Source organism: Pseudomonas sp. LRP2-20, from assembly GCF_024349685.1.
Taxonomy (GTDB): domain Bacteria; phylum Pseudomonadota; class Gammaproteobacteria; order Pseudomonadales; family Pseudomonadaceae; genus Aquipseudomonas.
In genome coordinates this window covers 5,718,398-5,744,308 of sequence record NZ_AP025944.1, presented here as the reverse complement: position 1 = coordinate 5,744,308, position 25,911 = coordinate 5,718,398, and the positions used below count along the sequence as shown (strand labels likewise).

General features: G+C 59.8%; 19 protein-coding genes and 1 pseudogene. 6 read left to right on the top strand and 14 right to left on the bottom strand.

The window, feature by feature from the left end; translation table 11 throughout:
• Positions 1 to 29: 29 nt before the first annotated feature.
• From OCX61_RS25850 to rfbC, 5 genes are read right to left on the bottom strand one after another with little or no spacing between them, the layout of a single operon-like run.
• The gene (locus OCX61_RS25850; RefSeq protein WP_261941920.1) at positions 30 to 485 is read right to left on the bottom strand and encodes a thioesterase domain-containing protein; all 456 of its coding nucleotides are present in this window, start codon (positions 483 to 485) and stop codon (positions 30 to 32) included.
• Complete coding sequence (locus tag OCX61_RS25845) at positions 482 to 1,891, bottom strand: sigma-54-dependent transcriptional regulator (protein WP_261941919.1); 1,410 nt, start codon at positions 1,889 to 1,891, stop codon at positions 482 to 484. Before OCX61_RS25845 ends, OCX61_RS25850 begins: the two co-directional genes overlap by 4 nt.
• Entirely contained in the window at positions 1,888 to 3,702 is a 1,815-nt protein-coding gene (locus OCX61_RS25840) for a sensor histidine kinase (RefSeq protein WP_261941918.1), read from the bottom strand. Before OCX61_RS25840 ends, OCX61_RS25845 begins: the two co-directional genes overlap by 4 nt.
• A 38-nt stretch (positions 3,703 to 3,740) precedes the next feature.
• Entirely contained in the window at positions 3,741 to 4,601 is an 861-nt protein-coding gene (gene rfbD, locus OCX61_RS25835) for a dTDP-4-dehydrorhamnose reductase (RefSeq protein WP_261941917.1), read from the bottom strand.
• The gene (gene rfbC / locus OCX61_RS25830; protein WP_261941916.1) at positions 4,598 to 5,140 is read right to left on the bottom strand and encodes a dTDP-4-dehydrorhamnose 3,5-epimerase; all 543 of its coding nucleotides are present in this window, start codon (positions 5,138 to 5,140) and stop codon (positions 4,598 to 4,600) included. Before rfbC ends, rfbD begins: the two co-directional genes overlap by 4 nt.
• A 453-nt stretch (positions 5,141 to 5,593) precedes the next feature.
• Here rfbC and aguA point away from each other — a divergent pair, with 453 nt between their 5' ends.
• Both aguA and OCX61_RS25820 read left to right on the top strand, forming a co-directional pair.
• Positions 5,594 to 6,700: an agmatine deiminase gene (gene aguA, locus OCX61_RS25825; protein WP_261941915.1), complete on the top strand. Its 1,107-nt coding sequence runs from the start codon at positions 5,594 to 5,596 to the stop codon at positions 6,698 to 6,700.
• 183 nt (positions 6,701 to 6,883) lie between these two features.
• On the top strand, positions 6,884 to 7,081 hold the full coding sequence (locus tag OCX61_RS25820; protein WP_261944365.1) for a hypothetical protein: 198 nt from the start codon (positions 6,884 to 6,886) through the stop codon (positions 7,079 to 7,081).
• An 83-nt stretch (positions 7,082 to 7,164) separates the two neighbouring features.
• Here the strand turns inward: OCX61_RS25820 and OCX61_RS25815 are convergent, their stop codons facing one another.
• Positions 7,165 to 9,267, bottom strand: a complete 2,103-nt coding sequence (locus tag OCX61_RS25815) for a TonB-dependent receptor (RefSeq protein ID WP_261941914.1) — start codon at positions 9,265 to 9,267, stop codon at positions 7,165 to 7,167.
• A gap of 445 nt (positions 9,268 to 9,712) precedes the next feature.
• Between OCX61_RS25815 and OCX61_RS25810 the strand changes: the two genes are divergently transcribed.
• Positions 9,713 to 11,002: an OprD family porin gene (locus OCX61_RS25810; RefSeq protein WP_261941913.1), complete on the top strand. Its 1,290-nt coding sequence runs from the start codon at positions 9,713 to 9,715 to the stop codon at positions 11,000 to 11,002.
• Positions 11,003 to 11,032: 30 nt separating this feature from the next.
• On the opposite strand, the gene OCX61_RS25805 is transcribed toward OCX61_RS25810, so the two are convergent.
• The 3 genes from OCX61_RS25805 to OCX61_RS25795 all read right to left on the bottom strand — a co-directional run bounded on the left by OCX61_RS25805 (position 11,033) and on the right by OCX61_RS25795 (position 14,896).
• Entirely contained in the window at positions 11,033 to 12,703 is a 1,671-nt protein-coding gene (locus OCX61_RS25805; protein ID WP_261941912.1) for an FMN-binding glutamate synthase family protein, read from the bottom strand.
• A gap of 104 nt (positions 12,704 to 12,807) precedes the next feature.
• Complete coding sequence (locus OCX61_RS25800; protein ID WP_261941911.1) at positions 12,808 to 14,175, bottom strand: ATP-binding protein; 1,368 nt, start codon at positions 14,173 to 14,175, stop codon at positions 12,808 to 12,810.
• Between the two features lies 1 nt (position 14,176).
• A complete protein-coding gene (locus tag OCX61_RS25795; RefSeq protein ID WP_261941910.1) occupies positions 14,177 to 14,896 on the bottom strand; it encodes a response regulator in 720 nt (239 codons plus the stop codon).
• A gap of 139 nt (positions 14,897 to 15,035) precedes the next feature.
• Between OCX61_RS25795 and OCX61_RS25790 the strand changes: the two genes are divergently transcribed.
• Positions 15,036 to 17,333: a TonB-dependent siderophore receptor gene (locus OCX61_RS25790; RefSeq protein WP_261941909.1), complete on the top strand. Its 2,298-nt coding sequence runs from the start codon at positions 15,036 to 15,038 to the stop codon at positions 17,331 to 17,333.
• A gap of 15 nt (positions 17,334 to 17,348) precedes the next feature.
• Here OCX61_RS25790 and OCX61_RS25785 read toward each other — a convergent pair whose 3' ends face one another.
• A complete protein-coding gene (locus tag OCX61_RS25785; protein WP_261941908.1) occupies positions 17,349 to 18,029 on the bottom strand; it encodes a CatB-related O-acetyltransferase in 681 nt (226 codons plus the stop codon).
• 460 nt (positions 18,030 to 18,489) lie between these two features.
• On the opposite strand from OCX61_RS25785, the gene OCX61_RS25780 reads away from it, so the two are divergent.
• A complete protein-coding gene (locus OCX61_RS25780) occupies positions 18,490 to 19,275 on the top strand; it encodes a hypothetical protein (RefSeq protein WP_261941907.1) in 786 nt (261 codons plus the stop codon).
• A gap of 653 nt (positions 19,276 to 19,928) precedes the next feature.
• Positions 19,929 to 20,108, top strand: a pseudogene (locus OCX61_RS25775) (IS66 family transposase); the annotation flags it as partial.
• 91 nt (positions 20,109 to 20,199) lie between these two features.
• Here the strand turns inward: OCX61_RS25775 and OCX61_RS25770 are convergent.
• The 4 genes from OCX61_RS25770 to OCX61_RS25755 are packed head-to-tail and all read right to left on the bottom strand — an operon-like array spanning position 20,200 to position 25,868.
• Positions 20,200 to 22,167: a hypothetical protein gene (locus OCX61_RS25770; protein ID WP_261941906.1), complete on the bottom strand. Its 1,968-nt coding sequence runs from the start codon at positions 22,165 to 22,167 to the stop codon at positions 20,200 to 20,202.
• Positions 22,168 to 22,172: 5 nt separating this feature from the next.
• A complete protein-coding gene (locus tag OCX61_RS25765) occupies positions 22,173 to 24,140 on the bottom strand; it encodes a coiled-coil domain-containing protein (RefSeq protein ID WP_261941905.1) in 1,968 nt (655 codons plus the stop codon).
• 13 nt (positions 24,141 to 24,153) lie between these two features.
• Entirely contained in the window at positions 24,154 to 24,783 is a 630-nt protein-coding gene (locus OCX61_RS25760; RefSeq protein ID WP_261941904.1) for a hypothetical protein, read from the bottom strand.
• On the bottom strand, positions 24,780 to 25,868 hold the full coding sequence (locus OCX61_RS25755) for a methyltransferase (protein ID WP_261941903.1): 1,089 nt from the start codon (positions 25,866 to 25,868) through the stop codon (positions 24,780 to 24,782). The genes OCX61_RS25760 and OCX61_RS25755 overlap by 4 nt, the downstream gene beginning before the upstream one ends.
• Positions 25,869 to 25,911 lie beyond the last annotated feature (43 nt).

Below are 25,911 nucleotides of genomic sequence, written 5' to 3'. Positions count from 1 at the left end.
CCGCTCCCACAGGGGGCGCGCCCGCCTTGTCAGCGGTGCAGGACGTACTGCCCGCTGAAGGTGACGGCGGGTTCGTCGCTGCCAATATTGCTGACCGTGGTTTCCAGCGTCAGCCGTGCCCGGCCACGGCGTTGATACATCGTCAGGAACCGCTCCCAGGTCTTTTCGTCCGGCGCCGTACAACGCGCCAGCGCCGCGCCGGTCACCGGCAGTGGATAGCTGATCTGGCCCTCCTGGATAACGATGTGCCCGTCATCGATGCCCAGTTCACGCAGGCGCAGGTGCAGCCAGCCCCAGCCCACCAGCACTGCGGCGCAGTACAGGCTGCCGCCGAACATGGTGCTCTTGTGGTTGACGTTGGCGGCCAGCGGCAGTTGCAGGCGCAGGGTCTGGGCTTGCCAATCGATGACTTCCAGGCCCATTTCGCGGGTCAGTGGAATGTCGCCGTGCAGCACGGACTGCAGGTATTGGCTATCGGAACTCATGGGCGATTTTCCTCGTGTTCGTCGCTGCCGCTGCTACCGCCTTCAAAATGCAGGCCGTGCTTGCGCAGCTTGTCGTGCAGGGTCTTGCGCGGGATGCCGAGGGCTTCGGCGAGGCTGCGCATGGAGCTGTGAGGCTGGGCCAGTTCGGCGGCGATCAGCGAACGTTCGAACTGCTCGACCTGTTCGCTGAGATTGCCCAGCAGGATCGGCGTAGCAGGGGCGGCGGCAGTTGGCGCCTGGCCATCGAGGGCCAGCTCCAGGCCCAGGGCAAAGCGTTCGGCCGCATTCTGCAGTTCGCGCACGTTGCCCGGCCAGTCATGACGCAGGAGCATGGCGCGCTGGGCGGGTTGCAGGGTGTGCGGCGGCAGGCCGTGGCGCTGGCTGGCGGCGTCGGCGAAGTGCTGGAACAGCACCAGGATGTCGTCGCCGCGCTCGCGCAAAGGTGGAATGCGCAGCGGCGCCACGTTCAGGCGGTAGTAAAGGTCGGCGCGGAAACGGCCTTGGTCGGCGGAGGTGCGCAGGTCTTCCTTGGTGGCCGCGATGATGCGGATATCCAGCGGGATCAGCTGGTTGCCACCGAGCCGCTCGACCACTCGCTCCTGCAGCAGGCGCAGCAGCTTCACCTGCACGTCCAGGCTCATGCTCTCGATCTCGTCGAGGAACAGCGTGCCGCCGTTGGCGAACTCGAACTTGCCGATACGGCGCTTCTGCGCACCGGTGAAGGCACCCGGCTCGTGGCCGAAGAGCTCGCTTTCGACCACCGATTCGGCCAGCGCGCCGGCATTGATCGCCACGAACGGGCCTGTGCGGCGGCTGGACAGGTCGTGCAGGGCGCGGGCGACCACCTCTTTGCCGGCACCGGTTTCACCGAGGATCAGGACATCGGCCCGGGTGCCCGCCAGGGCGCCGATCTGTTCACGCAAGCGCTGCATCGACGGTGAGTGGCCGACCAGCCGGGTGGCCAGTTGCTGGCGGTCGCTCAGGGCCAGGCGCAGGCTGCGGTTGTCCAGCACCAGGCGGCGCAAGGCCAGGGCGCGCCGCACGCTGTCGAGCAGGGCGTCGCTGGCGAAAGGTTTTTCCAGGAAGTCGTAAGCGCCCGCGCGCATGGCCTGTACCGCCAGCGGCACATCGCCGTGGCCGGTGATCAGCAGCACCGGCAGTTCACGGTCGCGGCCGTGCAACTGCTCCAGCAGCTGCAGGCCGTCGATGCCTGGCATGCGGATATCGCTGACCACCACGCCCGGCCAGTCGGGCTCGATGCGCTCGGCCAGGCCTTGGGCGTCGGCCAGGGTGACCACCTTGAGCCCGGCCAGGTCGAGGGTCTGGCTCAGGGCCTGGCGCAGGTGCGGGTCATCATCGACCAGAATCACCTGGGCCTGGCTGTCGATGTAAGGCTCGGTCGTCATGCCGAGGGGTCCTCCGAAGTGGGCAAGGTAGCGCCGGGTGGGGCCACGCGCAGTTGCAGGGTGAGCAGGGCGCCACCTTCGGGGTGGTTGGCCAGCAGCAGTTCACCGCCCAGGGCGCGCATCAGGCTCTCGCAGATGGCCAGGCCCAGGCCCAGGCCCTGGGTACGGGTCTTGGTGGTGAAGAACGGCTCCTTGGCGTGCTCCAGGGCCTGGCGGCTGAAGCCCGGGCCGTTGTCGCGAATGTACAGGTAGACGTAGTCATCGCGCTGTTCGGCACTCAGCCACAGGCGCCGGGGGTTGGCCTTTTCGGTCAGGGCGTCGAGGGCGTTGGCCAGCAGGTTGCCAAGCACCTGGCGCAGGCGGGTTTCGCCGGCCTGGACCCACAGGGTGGCCTCGGGCAGGTCACGGATCAGCTCCACGGCCATTGCCCGGCGGCGCTTGGCCAGCAGGGCCAGGGCATCATCCAGTGCCGGTTGCAGGGCCACGCTTTCCGGGGCGTGGCGGTCGCGGCGGGCGAAGGCGCGCAGGTGGGCGATGATCGAGGCCATGCGCCCGGTCAGTTCGCCAATCAGCTTGAGGTTGCCGCGGGCGTCCTCGGTGCGTTGGTGGTCGAGCAGGATCTCGGCGTTTTCCGCGTAGCTGCGGATCGCCGCCAGTGGCTGGTTGAGCTCGTGGCTGATGCTTGCCGACATGGTGCCGAGCACCGACAGCTTGCCGGCCTGAACCAGTTCGTCCTGGGCGCGCACCAGCTCCTGCTGGGCGTTCTCACGTTCCAGCACGGCGCTTTTCAGCCGGGTGTTGAGGCCTTCGAGGGCGGCGGTACGCTCGGCCACGCGTGACTCCAGTTCCTGGCGGCCACGGGCCTCGAAGTCGATGCGGTCGATGTAGTGGCGGCGCCGCTGCATCACCAGGCCGGCGAACAGCATCAGCACCAGCAGGGCGCCGGCGCCGATGGCCATGACCGTCTGCACCGAGCGATCGACCAGCAGGCGTGGGGCGAGGATGCTCACCTGCCAGCCGGTTTCCTTGATGTCGCGGGTCTGGGTGAGCCAGGCGTCCTGGTTGAGCACCAGCGGCTGCGGCGCCTGGGTCGGGTAGGGCTGGATGGCGATGATCGCCTGGCGCTCGGCTTCGGTCAGTGCGCGGGTGGCGCGAAAACGCCAGTCGGGGCGCGAGGTGAGGATCACCACGCCGTTGTGGTCGGTCAGCAGCAATTGCTCGGGGGTACGGCCCCAGAGGGTTTCGGTGTGGTCGAGGTCGACCTTGACCACCAGCACGCCAACGATACGCTCCCTGTCGCGTACGGCGGCAGCGAAGAAATAGCCGCGCTTGGCCGAAGTGGTGCCCTGGCCGAAGAAGCGACCAAGGTGGCCGGCCATCGCTTCGTTGAAGTACGGGCGGAAGGAGAAATTGCGGCCGACGAAGCTGTCCTGCTTGTCCCAGTTGGAGGCGGCCAGGGTGTTGCCGCTGACGTCCATCAGGTACATCACTTCGGCACCGGTCTGGTGGACGATGTCCTTGAGCAGGCGGTTGGCGTTGGTGACCGCCTCGAGGCGGAACGGGTCGGCCAGCACGCCGCGCAGCGCCGGCAGGTCGCCGAGGATCTGCGGCAGGGTTTCGTAGCGGTGCAGGGTGCCGAGCAGGTTGGCGACGTACAGGTCGAGGGTCTGACGGTTCTGCGAGGCCAGTTCTTCCTGATAGTAGCGCTCGGCCAGGTGGTGCAGTGGCCACAGCAGGGGCGCCAGGCACAGGGCCAGCAGGGCCAGGCTGCGCCAGCGGGGGCGGCGAGGGGGTGTGGGTTTTGCAATCATCGCGTAAATGCGCCAGATGGGTCTGGCGCAATTATGCGCTACTTGAGGCAGTCGATCAGCGCTTGCTGCCAGTGCGGCAGGTGTACGTCCCACTCCCGGGCCAGGCGCGAGCAATCCAGGCGAGAGTTGGCCGGGCGACGGGCTGGGGTCGAATACTCGCTGGAAGGGATCGGCAGCAGTTCGGCACAGGGCAGGCCGCGCGCCTTGAGTTGTTCGCCGATAGCCTGGGCGAAGCCGAACCAGGACGTTTCGCCTTGGGCAGTCAGGTGATAGGTGCCCCAGGCACCGCACTGCCCGGCTTGCCAGCGCTCGATCAGTGCCCGGGTAGCGACGGCGATGGTCGTGGCCCAGGTGGGGGCGCCGATCTGGTCGTTGACCACGCGCAGTTGCGGTTTTTCCTGCAACAGGCGCTGCATGGTCAGCAGGAAGTTGCGCCCGTACAGCGAATAGACCCAGCTGGTGCGCAGAATCAGGTGTTCGCCATCCACTGCGGCTATGGCTTGCTCCCCGGCGAGTTTGCTGCGGCCGTAGACACCCAGCGGGTTGGGGTGGTCGAGTTCGGTGTAAGGCAAGGCCTTTTCACCATCGAAGACATAGTCGGTGGAGTAGTGGATCAGTGGCGCGCCCAGGCGCACCGCCTCTTCGGCCAGCACCCGCGGGCCTTCGGCGTTGATCGCGAAGGCCAGCTCAGGTTCGCTTTCGGCCTGGTCCACCGCAGTGTGGGCGGCGGCGTTGATGATCAGTTGCGGGGCCAGACGTCGCAGTGGCTCGCGCAGCGCCTCGGGGCGGGCCATGTTCAGTTGTTCGCGGCCAAGCACATGCACTTCGCCAAGCCCGTTCAACTGCGCCTGCAGCGCCTGGGCGACTTGGCCATGGTGGCCACAGACGAGAATTTTCATGGGAACAGGTCCGCGTCTTTCAACAGCACGGCCGCCTGGTCCTTGGCTGACAGGGTCGGGTTTTCAATGCCCCAGTCGATGGCCAGATCAGGGTCGTCCCAGCGGATCGAGCGCTCGGCGGCGGGGTTGTAGTAGTCGGTGGTCTTGTACAGGAAGTCGGCCGTTTCGCTCAGCACCACGAAACCGTGGGCGAACCCGGGCGGGATCCAGAACTGCAGGTGGTCAGTGGCGCAAAGGCGACGGGCCACCCAGCGACCAAAAGTCGGCGAACTGCGGCGGATGTCCACGGCCACGTCCAGTACTTCGCCATGTACCACGCGCACCAGTTTCCCCTGGGGGTTGTCGATCTGGTAATGCAGGCCGCGCAGCACGCCGCGCTGCGAGCGCGAGTGGTTGTCCTGGACGAATTGGCCGTCGAACCCGGTCTGTTTCTTGAATTCGCGGGCATTGAAGCTTTCGAAGAAGAAGCCACGGCTGTCGCCGAAGACCTTCGGTTCGATGATGACTACGTCGGGTATCTCGGTCGCTATGATGTTCATGGAAAATCTTCGGTCAGTGTGCTGAAGGTCCGACCTTGAAAGGTCCGCTTTAAGTCCGCCGCCTTGGCAAACTGAGCCTAGATCGGCTGGCGGTGAGCCAGCACGCGCCCACCTGCTGATTTCATCTTCGCACCGGGTTATCGGCCACTGGGGCGGGTTCCCAAGCAGAAAAATGAAACAGGTTTCATCTTGTGGCTTTTTGGCACGCTGATGCAGCCTGCGCGAAGCGATTATATCGAACGACGCGTCTGGTTTGATCTTTGTTGACCGTTTGTCGATCTATATCGGTAAAAAACAGAATTATGTCCGGTATTAATCGTATGTAAGGCTTCTAAAGTCGATATATATCGGTTATAAATTAGTCAATCGCGGCGGGCATCGCGCACCGTCGGAAATGTCACATTCACTTGCTATCCATCGACCATCGGCCCAGTGCCTTTGCAGAGGTTACCCATGAAGACCCTCAACTCCACCCCCCGCGCCGACGGTTTCCACATGCCCGCCGAATGGGCTCCGCAAAGCCAGGTCTGGATGGTCTGGCCAGAGCGTTCGGACAACTGGCGCCTGGGCGGTAAACCAGCCCAGGCAGCGCATGTCACCCTGGCCAAGGCGATCGCCCGCTTCGAGCCGGTCACGGTGGCCGTTTCCGCTGGCCAGTATGAAAACGCCCGTCGCCAGCTCGACCTGCCGAACATTCGCGTGGTGGAAATCAGCAACGACGACGCCTGGGTGCGTGACACCGGCCCGACCTTCGTGATCAACGACCACGGTGAAGTACGTGGCGTGGACTGGGGCTTCAATGCCTGGGGCGGCTTCGACGGCGGCCTGTATGCGCCCTGGAACCGGGATGAGGAACTGGCGGCCAAGGTGCTGGAAATGGAGCGCTGCCAGCGCTATCACACCGAAGGCTTCGTACTCGAAGGCGGTTCGATCCACGTCGACGGCGAAGGCACCCTGATCACCACCGAAGAGTGCCTGCTCAACCGCAACCGCAACCCGCACCTGAACCGCGAACAGATCGAGGAAATCCTGCGCGAGCAACTGGCGGTGGAAACCATCGTCTGGTTGCCCGATGGCCTGTACAACGATGAAACCGACGGTCACGTCGACAACTTCTGCTGTTACGTCAGCCCTGGCGAAGTGTTACTGGCCTGGACCGATGATTCCAACGACCCCAACTATGCCCGTTGCCACGCTGCCTACGAGGTGCTGAAAAACACCCGTGACGCCAAAGGCCGCGAGTTTGTGGTGCACAAGATGCCGATCCCCGGCCCGCTGTTCGCCACTGAAGAAGAATGCGCCGGTGTCGATCAGGTGGCCGGCAGCCAGGAGCGCGACCCGTCGGTGCGCCTGGCCGGTTCGTACGTGAACTTCCTGATCGTCAACGGTGGCATCATCGCGCCGAGCTTCGACGACCCGGCAGATGCGCAGGCCAGAGCGATTCTTGCCAAAGTCTTCCCGGACCACGAAGTGGTGATGATCCCGGGTCGCGAACTGCTGCTCGGCGGTGGCAACATCCATTGCCTGACCCAGCAGCAACCGGCACCGGCCAAGCGCTGATAGATGCCAACCAGGAAGCCCGTCAGATGACGGGCTTTTTTTTGCTCCGACGATATCCGGAAGGCCGGATGGCATAGGTTTTGTATTGTTTTTCAGGGAGTTAACCAAGCAGGCCGGGCACACCGTACTGTAACAATCACGACGTAGATTAGCCGCTCACGGGCCCAGGGAGTACGTGTGGACATGAACGCAGCAAGTGAGACGGCTTTGCGCCCATCGGCAGTCAATCATCAATCGCTCAGGGTTCTGGCGCAGTGGTTGAAACACCATGGAGGCAAACGGGTCAGGACGACCGACCCTCGACGTCTGCTTGACGGCCGCTATCCTCAAGGGCTGATCAGCGATGCTGAGCTGGATGCGCTGCTGGGGGTCTGGCACTGACCAGGGCAGGAGCCCGCCCCATGAAAAAGCGCCACCGCGATTGCGGTGGCGTTTTCGTTTGTGAAGGGTGCAAAAAATGTGGGTCAGAAACGGTAAGTACCGGTAACCACCAGGCTGCGCGGGTCGCCAACCTGGATTTGCGCGGCGCTGGTCGCCGAGCTGTAGTAGGTCTTGTCGGTGATGTTGCTCAGCGCTGCCCGCACATCCCAGTCATGGGTACGGAACCCTGCCAGCGCATCCCAACGGCCATAACCTGGCAAGACCGTGGTGTTCTGGTTATCGGCGTAACGTTCACCGACCAGTGTCAGCCCGGTCTCGGCATACCAGCCCAGTTCTGGTTTCCAGGTCACGAACAGGCTGGCGTTGCGTTTTGCCACATCGTTGACGCGATTGCCTTCCAGGCCATTGTTGTCCTTGACGATGGTGGCGTCCTGCAAGCCAATGCCGCCACGTACGTACCAGTTGCCGACGACATTGCCGGTGGCGGTCAGTTCGATGCCGCGTGAGCGCTGGAGGCCGCTGAGCAGGGTGATCTCCGGGTTGTTCGGGTCGCGCGTGCGGCGGTTGTAGAGCTCCAGTTCATAAATGGCGAGGGTGGTGCTCAGGCGTTCGTCCAGCCAGTCGCTCTTTACCCCGACCTCTTTCTGCCGGGTCAGCTCCGGGCTGGTGTCGTTGCTGTTGCCCGGTGCGCCTGGGGTAATGCCGATCAAGCCACCGCCGACTGGCGAGAAGGTCTTGCTCCACGACGCATAGAAGGAATGGTCGCGCCAGGGGGTGTAGACCACGCCCAGGCGCGGGCTGGTGGTGTTGCTGTCCTGTTTCTCGGAAAGGTTGCGCAGCTTGTTGGTGGTCTCTACCTCGAACTGGTCGAAACGCACCCCGGCCAGCAATTGCCATTGGTCATTCAGGCGGATCTGGTCTTGCAGGTAGAGCCCGCGGCTGTCGACCACGGTGTGGTTGTCGCTCGACACCAGCATGCGGCCATTGTGCTGCAGGCTGCGGTCCGGATTGTAGACATCCAGGCTGGGCACCGGGCTGCCTCCAGCCGCGACCGGCGCGGCGGTATACAGCGTCGGGTCACGGCGCTGATTGCCGAATTCCAGCCCGATCAACAGCTTGTGTTCCAGGCCAAGGGTGGCGAAATCGCCTTCGGCTTCCAGGTTGTTGAACAGGTTGCGGGTGGTCAGGTCTTGTTGCCAACGCTGGCGGGTAACCGTCTTGTTGCTGGCGTTGTAGGCAGTCAGGTAGGTGTTGTCGAACTCGCTGTCGAGCTTGAACAGGCCGAGGCTGTGGCGCAATTGCCAGGTTTCGTCGAGCTGGTAGTTCAGGCGAGAGCGCAGCGATTGCGCACGGTCATCGATGTAGTCGCGCTGGGTGTCGCCGTAGGTGGTGCTGCGGCCGACATCTGCCGGGCGCCCGTCGACACCGGGGATGCCGCGGTCAGGTGTGCGGTTGTAGCGGCTGTACTCGTACTGCACCAGCCAGTTGAGGTCGGGTGAAAGCTGCCAGCTCATGGACGGTGCGAACAGTTGCCGGCTACCGTCGATGCCGTCGCGGAAACTGTTGTTGTCCTGGTTGCCCATGTTCAGGCGCAGGCTGATGCTGTCGCTGGGGTCGGCACTGAGGTCGGCATACAGGCTGTGCAGGTCTTCACTGCCACCCTGGGCCTCGATCGACGAGCGCCGTCCACGCTCTGGCGCCTTGCTCACCCGGTTGACGATGCCACCCTGGCTGCCACGGCCATAAAGCACGGCTGCCGGGCCTTTGAGTACTTCGACCCGTTCGATGTTATGCAGGTCGCGAATGTACTGGCTGTCGTCGCGGATGCCGTCCAGGTAAAAGTCGTTGCTGGCCTCGAAGCCACGAATGCGTACGCTGTCGAAGCGCGTATCGGCACCACTGCTGACGTTGGGAATGCCTTCCAGCGCCTTGCCCAGCGTATTGCTGCCGTAGTCCATCACGCTTGAGGTCTTCACCGTGTCGATGGCTTGTGGCACATAGCGCACCGGCGTCGACGTGCGGGTCGCGGTGCTGACTTCCTTGACCTGTGGGTTGTCTTCTTCGCGCTCGCTCTCGGCAGTCACCGAGAGTTCGGGCAGTGTGGTGCTGGAGGCACTGGCCAGGCTGGCGCTGATCATCAGTGACAGGCCAAGGCCAAGTGAGGGCAGGCGGTTGGGGGCAGGCATCAGAACATCCGGACTGAAGTAAATGAAAAACAGGCGCGAATGGTAATGCTTGCTATTCAGTGCTGCTTGAGTATTTGTAAAGACTTGTCTTTACATATGTGTCAGCTTGTAAATTGTGCGTTTTCCACGGCTTGATGCCGAACAACTCCACAGAAGACAAAATGCCTGCCGATTGTCGCAAGTGCCGTGAAAATGCACCGGCTATGGCTGCGAAATTGGTTATATCAACCTGCAATTCACGAGTTTTTGACATTTGTAATCGCACACAGCTAGGATTCGGCCAACGCTTGCTGGCCACCCATGGCCATGCTGCTGCGAAAGGCCCGCCACACAATGATCGGCGGGCTTTTCAGTTCGGATCCGCATAGCGTCGAACCTACGAAGGGGCGTTGGTTCCAGGCGTAATTGTGCAAAGCGTTTTTGATTTAGAAATAAGGAAAACAACATGTTGAAAACCAGGATCAGCCTGGTCGCCCTGGCGATGATCGCCGCGACCCAGGCCCAGGCCAACGATCATGCCGACAGCAAGGGCTTCCTCGAGGACAGCCACGCCAACGTTCTTCTGCGCAACGCCTACATCAACCGTGACAAGAAGCACGGTAACAGCGACCAGAGCGAATGGGGCCAGGCGTTCATCGGCAAATTCTCCTCCGGTTTCACCCAGGGCACCGTGGGCGTGGGCGTTGACGCCTTCGGCCTGTATGCACTGCGCCTGGATGGCGGCAAAGGCCGTAATGGCGGGGCTGGTATCGACTTCTTCAAGCCTAGCGACACCGCGCCGACCAATTCGCCGCACAACCTGGCCCGCGGTGGCGCTGCCATCAAGTTCCGCGTCTCCAACACCGTGCTCAAGTACGGTGACATGATGCCTGAGCTGCCGGTGCTGCAGTACGACGACAGCCGCCTGCTGCCCGAGAGCTACACCGGTACCTTCATCACCTCCAAGGAGATCGAAGGCCTGGAGCTGAATGCCGGTCACTTCACCGAGCAGGCGCGCAAGAGCGCCGAAGGTCGCGACAGCGGCCACCTGAAGTCGATCGATGTGTTCGGTGGCAGCTACAAGTTCACCGATAACTTCACCGCTTCCGCCTACACGTCGAACATCGAAGACGTGATGAAGAAGCACTACCTGGGCATGAACTACGTCTTCCCGATCGCGGCAGACCAGTCCCTGACCCTGGACTTCAACGGCTACAAGTCGGACATCAACAGCAAGTACGTCCAGAAAGCCGGGCTGACCGGTGACGAGAACACCATCTGGAGCCTGGCGGCTACCTACGCCTTCGGCCCGCACTCGGTGACCCTGGCGCACCAGCGCAGCACCGGCAGCACCGGCTACAACTACGGCTGGTACCAGGACCGCGGTGGCGTGGGTGACGGTGGTTCGACCATCTACCTGGCCAACTCCTACTGGTCCGACTTCAACGCCGAAGACGAGCGCTCCTGGCAGCTCGCCTATGGCCTGGACTTCGGTGCCTTCGGCGTGCCGGGCCTGACCTACAAGATCGCCTACGTGGCGGGTGACAACATCAACACCCACGGCTTCGGTGAAGGTAAAGAGCGCGAAATCTTCAACCAGCTGCGCTACGTCGTTCAGGACGGCCCGGCCAAAGACCTGTCGGTCAAGCTGCGTGGTTCCTGGCTGCGTACCAACAACGCGGTACAGCAGAACGGCTACAACGACGACGGCAACGAAGTCCGCGTATTCGTCGAGTACCCGATCAGCATCTTCTGATCCTGACCGAGCGTCTTGAGCAGCCCCGGCCTATGCCGGGGCTGTTTCTTTGCGCCGCACGCTGGCTGCTGTCGGCGTGACCGGTATCTCTCCTGTCTCTGGTGCAAAGCTGTCACTGCGCGCCATCCGCCACATCCGTGCATAGAATTCGCTTTCAATCGAGCCACTGAGCAATTCACCAGGCTTGAGGAATTGGTGCAGGTCGGAAAACAGACTGATCTCGCTGGTGCTGATACGCCGCGCCAGGTGCTTGGGTTTGAGCTCCGAGGGGTGTTCCAGGCCAGCGGCAGCGAGCATCTCGGCCAGGGCATGCAGGGTGTTGCGATGGAAGCTGGCCACCCGCTCGGCTTTATCGGGCACCACCAATGCGCGCTGGCGCAACGGGTCTTGCGTGGCGACGCCGGTCGGGCACTTGTTGGTGTGGCAGCTCTGCGACTGGATGCAGCCGATGGCGAACATGAAGCCGCGTGCCGAGTTGACCCAGTCGGCGCCGATGGCCAGCACGCTGGCGATATCGAAGGCGCTGACGATCTTGCCTGCCGCGCCGATGCGGATGCTCGAGCGCAGGTTCAGCCCGACCAGGGTGTTATGCACGAACATCAGGCCTTCGCGCATCGGCACGCCCATGTTGTCGCTGAATTCCCGAGGTGCCGCGCCAGTGCCGCCTTCCTTGCCGTCGACGACGATGAAGTCCGGGGTGATGCCGGTGACCAGCATGGCTTTGGCGATGCCCATGAACTCCCACGGGTGGCCCAGGCAGAACTTGAAGCCCACCGGCTTGCCGCCCGACAGCTCGCGCAGGCTGGCAATGAAGTGCAGCAGCTCCACCGGGGTGCGGAATGCGCTGTGCGCGGCGGGCGAGATACAGTCCTCGCCCACGCGTACACCACGGGTTGCGGCGATTTCCGGGCTGACCTTGTGTGCCGGCAGAATCCCGCCATGGCCGGGCTTGGCACCTTGGCTGAGCTTGAGTTCGATCATCTTCACTTGCGGGCTGCGCGCCTGCTCGGCGAAGCGTTGCGCGTCGAAGCGGCCGTCTTCGGTGCGGCAACCGAAGTAACCGCTGCCGATTTCCCAGATCAGGTCGCCGCCGTGCTCGCGGTGGTAAGGGCTGATGCTGCCCTCGCCAGTGTCGTGGGCGAAACGGCCAAGGCGCGCGCCCTGGTTGAGCGCGGCAATCGCATTGGCACTGAGGGCGCCGAAGCTCATGGCCGAGATGTTGAAGATCGACGCAGAGTAGGGCAGGCGGCACTGCGGCCCGCCAATGGCGATGCGGAACGACGCCGGGTCGGGTGTGGCGACCGGCAACATCGAGTGGCTGATGAATTCGAAACCGGGCTTGTAGGCATCGTTGAGCGTGCCGAAGGCTTTCTCGGCACTCTCGTTCTTGGCCCGGGCATACACCAGCGAGCGTTGCGAGCGGGAGAACGGCAGCTTGTCGTCGTCACCCTCGATCAGGTACTGGCGGATTTCGGGGCGGATGGTCTCGATCAGGTAGCGGATGTTGCCCAGGATCGGATAGTTGCGCCGCACCGCGTGGTGGCTCTGGCGCAGGTCGTTGAGGCCGACCAGGCTGAGCAGAGTAGTGACCACCGTCAGCGGCCAGAGCCAACTGTGCTGGGCAAGGAAGGGGATGCTGGCGAAGCTGAACAGCAGGCACAGGGCCAGGCAGGCATAACGGCTGGGGAGCGAATCTTTCATGGGTCCATCGCAGGCTGGATGACGCGGCCTAGGATAGGCAAACCCCGGGTCGGGAAAACCTGGGGTTTCGGTAAAAGACTATTACCCGAACAACGGGGGCTGGATCATCGGGGCAGCAATACACTGACGCGCAAACCGCCGCCCTCGCGATTGTGCAGCAGCAATTCGCCGCCATGGCTGCTGGCGATGCGCTGGGCAATGCTCAGCCCCAGGCCATAGCCGCCGGACGCCTGGTTGCGCGACCCTTCGCCCCGCACGAACGGGTCGCTGATGGTGGCCAGCAGGCCAGGCGCGATACCGGGGCCGCGGTCGTCGACGTGGATGTACACGCCGGTAATGGCGGTTTCCAGCGTCACCGTTACCTGCCTGGCATAGCGCAGGGCATTGACCACCAGGTTCTGCAGGCAGCGTTGCAGCAACAGGGCATCGACCCGCAGGCTGCCGCCCTTGCCATGCACAGGCAAGGGCTCCGCGCTGCTGGCAAGGTCGGCGCACAGCCGCGCTACCAGGCGGTCGAGGTCGACCAGCTGAAGGTTCTGCTGCTCGCCGGCACGCAGGTAGTCGAGCACCTGGCCGATCATGTTGTCCATCTGGGTGATGTTCTGCCGCAGGCGTTCGCGCTGCTCGTCGTCCGGCAGCCGCTCCAGGCGCAGGCGCATGCGTGTCAGCGGGGTGCGCAGGTCGTGGGACACGGCGGCCAGGAAGTAGGCCTTGTCGTTGACCATGGCGATCAGGCGCTGCTGCATGGCATTGAAGGCCTGTGCGGCCTGTCTGACTTCCTCCGGGCCGTCCAGGGCCAACGGTGGCTGCGCGAGGTTGCTGCCCAGCCCGCGCGCCGCGTCGGCCAGGCGCCGCAATGGGCGCAGGCACAGGCGCACGGCGATCAGGCAGACCAGCAGCACGGCGACGATGCGCAGCGCATAGACCCGCAGCAGGTAGTCGCTGATCAACACCCACGCCGACTCGCCGCTCCAGCCCTGCAGCTCCTGGCCGTCGATGCTCAGCCAATGGCCGTCGGGTAACGGCACGGCGAACTGGATGTGCGCCTGGGCGGTGCGCAGGCCAAACAGGCTGCGCCAGACGATCGGCTGCCCTGCTTCATCAGTCAGCTGCACCTTCAGCAGGCGCACCGCCTGCGCATGGCCCAGTTCGTACCTGAGTGCCTGTTGCAGCAACAGCTCGACGCGCCGCCGCCCGCGCCGCTGCTCCTCTTGTCGTGCCGGTTCGCTTTCGAGGCAACGCAGCTGATAGTGCGCAGGCACTTGCAGGTGTGCGGTGTGGCAATCGGCCTGGGCAATCAGCGGGGCACTGCGAGCGGCCATGAGCCGGATCGGGGCTTCTAGCACCTGGGCGAAACGCACATCGAACCAGATGCTGCTCGACATCAACTGGATCACCAGTGTGCCGCTGACCATGATCAGCAGCAGCTGGCCAAACAGCGTGCGTGGCCACAGGCGATGGAGCCAACGCATCTCAGCTGTCTGCCTCGGCGCGGGCAATGCTCAGCAGATAGCCTTCGTTGCGGATGGTCAGGATCTGTATGTCGCTGGCCGGCGCACGGCGCAGTTGCTGGCGCAGGCGGCTGATGCACATGTCCACCGAGCGATCGTCGGGGTGGTGATCGCGGCCAAACGCGCTGCGTGTCAGCTGATCGCGCGAGACCACGCGGTTGTTGGCCTCCAGCAGTTCACGCAGCACCCGGTAGTCGGAGCGGGGCAGGGTGAGGGTTGCGCCGTCCGGGCGAGTCAGCAGGCGCTTGACGTGGTCGAGGCTGAAGCCGGCGAAACGCTGGGCTTCGGCAGCCACCTCCTCGGCAGCGATATCCAGGCGCTGCGGGCGGCGCAGCACCGCCTTGATACGGGCGATCAGCTCACGCGGTTCGAAGGGCTTGGCCAGGTAGTCATCAGCGCCCACTTCCAGGCCGATGATGCGGTCCAGCGTGCTGCCCTTGGCCGACAGTATGATCACCGCCAGGCCTGGGGTTGCCTGGAGCTGGCGACACAGGCTCAAGCCATCCTCGCCGGGCAGCATGAGGTCGAGCACCACCAGGTCGACCTTGCTCGCGGCCAGCTGTGCGCGCATGCCTTCACCGTCTGCTGCCGCCAGTACGGTATAGCCGGCATCGGTAAGGTAATCGCAAAGAAGTTCGCGGATCTCGTCGTCATCGTCGACAACCAGCAAGGTCGTGCTCATCGGGAAAACACCTGTTCGGGGAGGGCCGGCAGCGCTCGTTACGTTCAATTACATCCCCGTACAAGCCGGGTATGGAGCCCAAAGGGCGGATCCCTAGAATCGTAACAAAAAATCATCTGCAAATACGAAGACTTCCCAAATGATTCATAAGAGCGCCATGAACGACTTCACGCCTGTTTTCCGGGGCGGCAGCCGCCTGCACCCGCTTGCCTTCTTCGTTGCCGTCGCCATCAGTGGCAGCGCATTGGCTGCCGAAAGCCAGCCCCTGGAGCTGGATGCCACACAGATCGAGGACAGTGCGCTGGTATCCGCAGATGAAACCGGCCAACTCGGCTATACGGTGGAAAGTACCCGCAGCTCCACCGGCCTGAAACTGACCCCACGGCAGACCCCGCAGTCGGTCACCACCATCACTCGGCAGCAGATGGATGACCGCGATGTGCATTCCATCGAGCAGGCGCTGGATACCACGCCAGGCGTGAGCGCCACCAAGTCCGAAGTGGGCGGGCGCACCGACTTCCGTGCCCGTGGCTACTCGATCAGCAACTGGAAGGTCGACGGCCTGCAGTTCCAGGGCGGTTCCGATTTCAGTGGTGGTGGCAACACGCTGAACATGGACCTGTACGAGCGCATCGACATCGTCCGCGGCGCCAACGGCCTGCTGGGGGGCACCGGAGACCCATCGGCCACCGTCAACCTGATCCGCAAGGCGCCGACCAAGACCTTTGGCGGCAGTGCCTACGCCACTTACGGCAGCTGGGACAAGCGCCGCCTGGGCGCTGACCTCAACCTGCCGCTGTCCGAAGACGGCCGCCTGCGTTCGCGCTTCGTGATGACCCAGGGCGACGCCAACTCGTTCCGCGATAACCAGTCCGAACGCTCGCGTGCAGCCCTGGCCAGCTTCGCATTCGACATCGACGATGCGACCACCCTCGGCGCCGGCTACCAGTACGAATACAACAAGGTGGTCGGTGGCGGCTGGGGCGCCAACATCCCGATCTGGTACAAGGACGGCAGCAAGACCGATCTGCCGCGCAGCACCAACCTGGTGCCGAGCTGGAGCTTTGGCGAGTACACCACCCGCACCGCCTTTGGCTCGTTGGAGCACCGCTTTGACAACGACTGGACCCTCGACCTGAAGGCTGCCCAGAGCACTGCCGAAGTGCTCAACCACCGTGGCCTGGCCAAGGTCAACTCGGCCGGCCGAGGCAGCTATGGCGGCTACTGGGACCAGGACGGCAGCGGTGCGGTGCTAAACGGCCTGCACAGCTCCAGCGACACCACCCAGCAGTCTGCGCAGATCGACCTGTCCGGCCCGTTCCAGCTGTTCGGCCGCACCCACCAGGCGATGGTCGGCTACAACGACAGCCGTACCGTGGCCTGGTCGCCGGAATACAGCTGCACCATGGTCAGCGACGACCGCGTCAGCGCCCCCTCGGTCGGCTGCCAGTTCCGCGCAAACAACGGCTTCCCGCTTACCGACTGGCACAATGGCGTGGACAGCGACTACGACATGATCGCCACGCGCACTGGCCGCCACAGCAAGACCACCACCCGTTTGCAGGGCATGTACGCCGCCACCCGGCTGAGCATCACCGACCCGCTGTCGGTGATCGTCGGCGTACGCACCACCGATTACTCGGCAACCACCAACAGCGTGGCCGGCGTGCGCAGCAACCAGCAGAACAACGGCATCGTCACCCCGTACCTGGGCGCGGTGTACGACCTCAACGACACCTACTCGCTGTACGCCAGCTACACCGACATCTTCAACCCGCAGACGGCCGAGACTGAAAGCGGTACCAAGGTCGAACCGATTCGTGGCCAGAGCTACGAGACCGGCATCAAGGGTGAGTGGCTGGACGGGCGCCTGAATGCGTCGGCGGCGTACTTCCGCACCAAGCAGCAGAACAAAGCGGTACTCGATGACGGCCTGACCACGCCGACCGGTGGCGACGCCTACAAGGCGGGTACCGGCCAGGAAACCGACGGTATCGATCTGGAAATCGCCGGTGCCCTGACACCGAACTGGAACATCTACGCCGGCTATACCTACCTGCACTTCCGCCGCGTCGACAGCGACGGGCGCAGCGATCCGTCGCACCTGTTCAAGGCCTCGACCACCTATCGCCTGTCTGGCCCGCTTGACCGCCTGACCCTCGGCGCCGGGGTGAAGGCACAGACCAACATCCGCGCTATTTCCAGCCCGGCGGGGCAGCCAGTGAATGGTGTGAGTGCGGGGGCCACCGATGTGAACTGGTCCGGTTATGCGATCTGGAATGCCATGGCCAAGTACCAACTGACCGACGATACTTCGGTGAGCCTCAACGTCGACAACCTGTTCGACAAGCACTACTACACCCAGTACGGGTTCTATGCCGGGGCGATCTATGGCGATCCGCGGAACATGTCGCTGACGGTCAGTACTGCGTTCTGATCGATGGGGCCCGCTCTAGAGCACTTTGCAGCCTTTGCGCGTGATCTGGAGCTGGCGATAGCGGGCAGTGGGCATCTGCTCGAGTGCTTCCAGGCACGCGGCGGGATCGTTGAGCGGCAGGGTTTTCAACTGCTGAAGATCCCGCTCCCACCATTTGGAGGCCAGCAGCTGCTCGATCAATTCTGCTGAATGCCTGTATCGGATGACCTTCGCAGGCACGCCAGCGACCACGGCGTAGGGGGGAACATCGTGAGTCACTACCGAACGGGTCGCGATGATTGCACCCGTGCCAACAGTCACACCTTCCATGACCATGGCGCTGTGGCCAATCCAGACATCATGGCCAATCGTGGCGAGCTCTGTGGGAGCGATATATTCCAGGCCCGTATCGGTGTACTGGAAGGGATGGGTACTCAGCCAGTCCGAAGGATGAGTGTACTTTTCCTGCCCGAGCACAACGTCGGAGCCAATCGAACAGAAGCGCCCCACCGAACCGACCTGCTGCAGGTGGCAACCGCTGCGGATATAGGTACTGGCACCGATCGTGAGCGCTTGGGCATCTAGCAGCACCTCGCCGAGCCTGACCTGTTCTTCAAGCTTCAGAGTGGCTTTCTTGCGGAACTGCGACAGCGCGATGCTGACCTTGCATCCGTGCCGGCGAATCCAGCGATTCCAATACCAATCCATGATGCGCATCGAGGTGATCCTGTGACGTTATGACTGCGGGACAAGCTGGGCGCTACATGCTGTAGGGGTAGTTGGCCCAAACATAAATGGTCCACCTTGCGGTGAGCCATTCATGATACTACGTATGGTGGCACCAGGAATCGAATTATATTATAACTTATTGTTTGTTAATGGTATTTTTATCATGGCTTCAGAGGTTATCCCTAATGCTATCCTTTTGTGTCGTTTGGCTTGTGATAAGAAAGTAAGGGTTCTTAAGTTAGATCAGGATTTTTGGCTGTGATTGTTAATTGCTGTTGCCCGAATTTGGGGTTTGCAGACTGTGCCTAAATCACAAGAATTTGTTGCGTGGTTGTATGTATCTCGCTTACGATGCGCATATATGGGTGTTGAGTTTTGATGGCTGCCTAAAAGGAATTTATACAAATTGTCTAGTTGTTTTTCTCATGTGTTCAAAATCGTATTTAACATGCTTTGCCTAGGCTGGGCTTTTACATTTTGCTTTAGCGCTCAAGCAAATGATTTGGAGTTGCAGGTGCCTCAAGGAACTATTGGGGAGAAAGTCTGGCCTGCTTTAGTTTTTGTAGATAGGGGAATAAAAAGTCAACCTGGTGACTTTGTTTATGGCCTGGATAACGCTGTTTCTACTGTGTTGCCTAATTCAAATTATAAACTGGATTCAAATGTATCGGAAAGTGGCTTTTTTGGTTTTGGTATAAGTGCTCAAGATTTTTTAATTTGGGTTCCGTTGATTGCATTAATTGTTACTAACTTTGTGTCGATTCGTAATCTCAGAGAGACGTCCAAGGCAGCTATCAAGAAAGAGTTGGCTGTTGATTCGTTCAAGATTTTTAAGGCGCAACTTTCAGAGTTTTACGATCCGCTCAATGCTCTTGTTAGTGCGAATTATGATATGTTTGAGGCGCTTGGGCCAAAAACTTTTCCATCTGACCCGTATAAGGGTGAGGAAGCTGCTGATCTTTGGAATGAAGTAGTTAGTGAAGTGATTTTGCCAAACAATCAAGCTATAGTTGATATTATTAAGACCAAAACCCATCTCATTGATTCGACGGATAGTTTGAATCATTACTTCTATTACGTAAAGCATGCTCAGTCATACATGCTTTTCAGAAAGCAGTCAAATAGCTTGCATGAAAAGTTTCCTTATCCCAAGGATTTTCTTGGGCATATAGGTAGTGTCCGTGCGGCGGTATTGAAGAAGCTTGTCAGTAAGGAAAAGGAGTTGAGCGCGTAATGGGTGTACAATGGCTGAAAGAACAAATTGAGAACCACGACCGAATGATCTCAACGTCTTTCCCGGGTGGAAGATGCTTGAAGATAGTATATAGGTTGAAATCTGGACGTTCTGCTGAGGAAGTAATCTATATACCTGACGGTCAAGAGTATTTGATAGGGAATGAAGTGGTAGATAGAGTTGCAAAGCTTGGTGTGAGTATAATCGTGCCCTCACATTATAGTAGAGTTACTGCTGCTGCTCAGAGCTATGGAAGGATGAAAAATATTCGGGTGATGGATAGTATGAAGCAGTTTTTTGCTATATTGCATGCCGGAGATTCGTATTAAACAACGAGATTTATACAAGCTGTGGCTTGAAAGGAATTATAGGGCAGAGCTGGAGGCTATTGATTTAGCCTTCATCTTTGGTAGCGTGGCCCGACAATGCAGCAGTTATAATGATTGTGATCTGATGATTTGCTGTAATAGTGTGCCTGGGGAATCTTCTTGGGAGAGGCTTATATCTTGTAATGATTCTAATAAGGTCAAATTCGAGGAGGAATTTGGGCTTCCTCTTTCTGTAATTGTTCTGACTCGGGATGAGTATCAGGAAGATATACCCGTTCTTGATAGAATTAAATGCGGTCCTAAAATTTATATATATTAGCTATCATTTCAGATGGCTGCGTAGAGAATGTCATCCGGCCCTTCGCGATCGGGCGCAAAAGCTGGATGTTCGGTGATATCTCACAATGTGTCACCGCGAGCGCGTAGATCTATAGCCTGGTCGAAACAGCTAAGGCCCACAGGCGTGACCTGTGTACTTGGCTATGGCATGTTCTAGAGCGGTTAATGGCGGCGCAAGACTTGGCCAAACTCGCAGAAACTGGCCATAGACAGCCCTTCGCCCAAGGCTGCAGTTGACCGTAAGACGATGCTCATTTCAATTTCTTTTGGCTTTTGCAAGCTTCGTTAGATCACTCGGCCTCTTTCGCCGGCCAGGAACTTTGACGATCAAGATTAGCCGTGGCTGAGATTCTCCCAAGCGGCGGACCTGCCGCATCTCAAACAGGCTCGTTAGATGGGGGGTACCTTCACGGCTGGGTGTCGCCAAGTCGAGCACCAACAGAACGCCCAATCGGATGCTGACATTCTGGTATTCCGTCGTTTGTGCTGCATATGCTTTGAAGAGTGCATCGAAGGAGCAATCCGCTTCTTCGCGTTTTACTTCTACAACGAGACGTTCTGGACCAGACCTCAGCCGTATGTCGGCTCTACCACTCGCGATGTTTGTCGGTTCAAGGTCGCTCCCTGCTGCATACGTTGCTACCCAGCGGAAGAAGTCGTGCTGTAGTTCGTCCTCGTGAGGCAGAGACCCGTCATTACGCTCGAAGAGGTAGGCGCCAGTTGGGTCGTCGCCCTTAGTCAATTCCAGCCGAGTGAAAACAAAACGGACCAACCAGAGAAGTACAGTGTCGAAGAGACGTGTCCCGTTCGTATTCGCGCTGTAGTCGGTGTGTTGCTGTGCCTCCGCGCAGCAGCGTTCGATGACATTGGCTTCGGAGCCTGTCAGGTTATCAAGTTGTAATGATACGGCGTTGGCGACGACGGCGAAGATGACACTCCTCTGTTCTTTCGGGATTTTGGACCTTGCGATGATGGCGGCGAGTGAGGTCCGTGCGCTCGCCGCCTCAGGGTGGGGGGGCGGACCGCCTGCCTGTTCAATGAAAACTTCAATTTGTGCAATAAGTTCTCGCGCTTCCGCAGCCCACTCGTGGGTCGCGTTATGTCGGAGCCACGTGCGTACTTGATGAGCCTGCCCAGCCTCCCTGGCGACACTTGCTTGAATCCGAGGTCTGACCATTGCTTCGACGCCACCGTGCTGATCTCGACGTAAGATTGATCGACCTGCGCTGTACACGGACAGAAGCCCCTGTTCGATGACAATCGCTGGTTCCCACCAACTAGGTTCGTCAAGTGATCCTCCCAGTCCTGCAATGGCACCGGCCAATGCGCTCCAACACGCTGCTTCGGTCTGTCTTGTCCCCAACCACGGAGGGCCGGAGCCTCCCGACCAAGCATGCAACTCGAAGGCGTGCTGTTGAACCCGGGCGCTCACGGTACCGAGCGATGTGCTTGTGGCGCCGCTGTGGAAGCTCAGTAGCAGGTTAAGCCCATCGAGGTACAGGCTGGCTTCCGGATAGTCCTCAGAGAGTCCTTTGGACTCATCAAACCAGCCTCTGGCTTCCCGAAAGGCGGTGGCTGCTGCATCGCTGCCTGGTCTGTCCATGGCTTCCGCAAGCGCTGCCATTCCCAATTCGAAAGCAGCCTCAGGCCGAACCGCGTCACGTTGAGCGAGTTTATGTAGAACCTCGACCAACTCCTTGTCGCGCCAATGCGAAAAAGCGACGCCTACAATCTTCGCTGCCCGTCGCAGGAACTCCGTATCATCGCCTGGTGTGAGGCCGAGGAAGAAATCAAGTAAGCGAAGCTGCCAGCGCCTATTGTCACAAGCCCATCGAAACGCACCATCGAGTGCGGCGCCGCGCGATAGTCCAGATAGCGAATGGCTGCCAGTTGCAGCCTTAGCCAAGAAGAGCATGAAACAGCACTCATCTCCGTCATCCGGTAGTGGCCGATGATGTTCCAGGATATCGACCGCTTCAATGAGCACGAAGTCTATTGTCGCGACCTCCAGTAGATCGCGCAGTACACCCCTGTACGCGTCTCGATCACCCGCCGTGGCATTGTTCCATCCCAATACAAGCGGTTGAAGCAACTCGGGCATCATGGGCGTGCTGCCGATCAATCGTGCTGCCGGCGCGAGCTTTGTGATTCCGCCAAGATCTTCCAACTGCCAGTCTCGCCCGCTTTTCACTACTTCGAGGAGCTCGGCCTCAATAGGATGCATGTTTGTCACCAAAGGAAGGCGTTGCCGGCAACCTCACGGCGATTTGCTTTCGGGATGTGGTTTGTTAATGCCTTGGATGAGATACCCGCAACAAACACCTGGAAATGCGGGAGCTTGGTGGAGACTGTATGAAGACCTGCGATAAGGTGATCCACGTCGACAGGAGATACCTCTTGAGCCGCAGGGGAATCGATCATGAGCAGCCCTGGATGCCGGCCAATACCCCGCTCTTCAGCAATTTCAACCATCGCAAGAACAGCCGCTACCTTAAGACGCAGCTTCTCACCCTCCGTTACCTTGCTGTAGCTCGTGGGCACCCCCCCTTTGACCAATGACAGAGCCGCATTTCCCTTCAATGACGCTTCAGACAAGTTCTCCATTCCGAAGGCTTTGGCGTATTCGACCAGACGTGCAGACACATCGGTGAGCAATCCGTCGCGCACTGCCTTAACTCGAGCCTCGGTTTCTGTCACGACAGCAGACAGAATTGTTAGCTCGTCGCTTCGGTCGTCAGCCAGCGCAGCTGGTCTTATCGAAGCTTCTTCTAGTCTACCTTCCAAGACCGCTACGGACATTGCGACCTCTTGCCGCCGCACTGCGGAACCTAGCTCCTTGGTAGCTGACTCAATGCGACTATGGAGGAGATCAACTTTTCCCCGAAGGCCTGCCAATTCCCTTTCTGCGTCTTCCTTTTTAGTCGAGGCAAGTGCCATTGCGGCCTTGGACGCCGAAACACGGTCCTGCAATTCGGTCTTGATCGCTTCACCATCTTCGGAGCTCGTGATCGACTCACTGCAGACAGAGCATGAGCGTGTAGAGTTCTCAAGCTCTTTCTTTGCCTTGGAAATCGTCTGATCGCAGCGAGGACAACACTTCGGTTCCAGGCGACGAAACACTGCCGTTGCGGACATGGAATCAATGTGCGTTTGGAGGTCTCGCCGATCCTCCTGGTGGGCGCTGGTTAGCTCTCGAAGCGCGGCAACGGCGCGTTCTGTGAATTCGGCCATAGATCGCTCTTGGCGCCGAATATTAGCCAGTTCTGCCGCATCAGCATCAATGGCGTTGCGGAGGGCCACGTCGCTTGGAATCTTCGTTAGCTCGGCTCGTTTCTCTGCTAGTTCAGCGCTGATGCTGGCAATGCGCGCTTTTGCCGCCTCGTGTCCCTGCTCATTTCTACGCATGGAAGCTTGGACAGCTTGCTCAACTAGCTGGCACGCGGTCTTTGCAGCTGCGAGTGTTGAAACCCATGGTACGCCGAGGTACATCTGCATCAGTCGCGATGTAATGCCAGCGGTAACTGGCATGTCGCCAAGAAGTACTTCGTAGTTGGTGCCGATGAACATGGCGCCTGAGAATGCTACCCAGCTATGTGTGACTGATTGCCCCCCGTCCTCTTTTCCCTGTCGCCAACTCGATATCGGGTCCATCGAGAAGGTGCGCATGAAGAAGTCCGCCATGACTGCTTCGAACTCGCCATCGGTGGCAAAGCTGGCCAGAGCGGTTCTCCCTGGTTCGTCTCCGGTTGCACTCGGCGCACGAACACGGTATAGGCTCCCAATAGGCTCACCCTGAGTCTTGGCAACGATCTCGTATTCATCCGTGTCAAGCAGGAAACTAAGCCGCACCGCATGGACCCATCGTCGCACATCGTCTTGAAGGTTGCTTGACGGTCTCCCTCTTATCATCCATCGAACGATCTCGATGATGGTCGATTTGCCCCGAAGGTTGTGTTCAGAGAGCATTGCCCACAAGCCATGATCGAGGGAATTCCATAAAAATACGAAAGCGCCGACGTTCGCGACGCCATCCTTCTCGCCGGAAAACTCTATCTCTCGCAGAACAAGCCTGCGAGGCTGAGCAAGTACAGGTGATGGTTGAATTCGGTGAGCAGAAAGTACTCGCTCAACTGCGGAAGCCTCCACCTTCGCCCTCGTGGATATTGCTTGCAGCCATTCTTCCTTGGGTTGCGCCATCTTTATCCCTTCACTAGTTGGATTGCAGCTGCGTTAGACGAACTCGCACATCTTCAGTGATAGCAGGAATAATCCCGCCCAATTTGGTCTCTGCGTAGCTCGCGCGCTGATACTGTTTTTGCTTCAAAGCTGTTCCCCCCATGGTACCGGCGACCTTGGCTACCAACTCGGCTCTATCTGCGTACCATTGAAGGATTGGCTCTAGCGACACTGCTGTTGAACAGGTGTTAAAGCCGGTCTCCGTGAGAATGAAGTCTGTCTCCAATACCTTGTTATTTGCTCCTTTGGTGCCGGTGATGCGAACTAGGTCGCGAGACCTGAGTAACGACAAGGCATCATCCAGGCGTTCGTATGCGCCAAAGAAATAACGAACCATCGGAACACGACGGAGATCAGGCTCCTCGGCGCCTAGGATCGTCTGAGCTGCTTCACAGTAGCTTTTGTCCTGTGTCTCTGCGAACAAATCAAGCAGCTCAGCCGCAAGGTAGTCTGGATTTCGCATCCAAAAGTCGAACGCTTGCAGGCGTGCTTCGCCTTTGAAAATGAGCGCCTGCCCTGCCGTTGGTGGTTCAACGGGCCTACCTCCTGCCCTTAAGATGAACAGAATTCGCAGAGCGTCGCGATGGGGGGACCGAGCCGTCATACCATTTTGCCTTTTCTCGAAGTGATCTTTGCTTCCGGCCAATGCCCGTGAGCCCGCAGCAAGCGTGCTGTTGTTAGGCCGTCTATGAACACTATCTTGCAGGGAGCAATAAAATTGCGTGCGAGAGCAAACGCTTCTGCCTGTTTGCGGACAGCGGCACCAATACTATGGCAATGTTGGATTACGTAGATCTGCGCAGGAATGTTGAAGAGACGATAGAGTTGGTCGCCATTTTTTCCAAGGTCGGTTGGCTTCATTGGGTGAAACCGCGCTGGCCCCTTAAGCAAGAACGCACCTGTGTGACGGTTGCCATCAACGAGCAAATTGGCTGACAGTACATCGCATTCCTCTCCGCCCCAATCGCTGGGCACTGAATGTTCGCCAAGCAGTTGACAGATCAGTTCTTTGACTGTTAGTTCAGGGACCATGGTCATGCGCTGGAACTCGGCCTTGGAAGGAAACCAAGTCTCGTCCATTTCCTGGAACTGCTTGATTTCCTGAGGGCGTAATTCAAGGGTCGGCACGACCGGTGAGGCCATCATGTGGTTGTTTGCAACTAAGTCCCCCACGACATAAGGAACGGCGCGGATGGTGGTGTCGTCAATCTCCGAGATGTAGCCAAACGCGAACAGGCGCGTCGAGCCAGACATGCGGGTGTACGCGGTGGCATTCACCAGTCCGTTCTTGGAAAACTCGAAGGAGAGTTTCTTGCCGGCAAGCGGTTCGTCAAGCTTCGCTGTGAGACGCAGCTCAGAGGTCTTGTTGGCAGCCCCGAAGCCGTAGCCGGTGAAATGACCGTTATAGATGAACGGAGTGCCCTCCCGTAGTTCGCCTTCGAAGGCCAATTGGGGCAATGTCCTTACCTTACCCGCAGCGATCGCTTGCAGCAGATATGTACCGACAGCATTCGAAAGGATTGCTGTCGACATATGAATGCTGTGACCCTGAAGCGCCGCCATGACGTGGGCAGGTAGGTGCTGGGGATTCAGCAGTCCGAGCGCACGGTCACAACTTAGGTAGAACGCCACGAGATTCGCAGCATTCGGCAAAGTAGCCACTACTGGTTGAATCGCAGAGATGCTCATTTCTAGCGGGTCTCTTGTCATGCTGTAAATGGGCCGTCTTGTG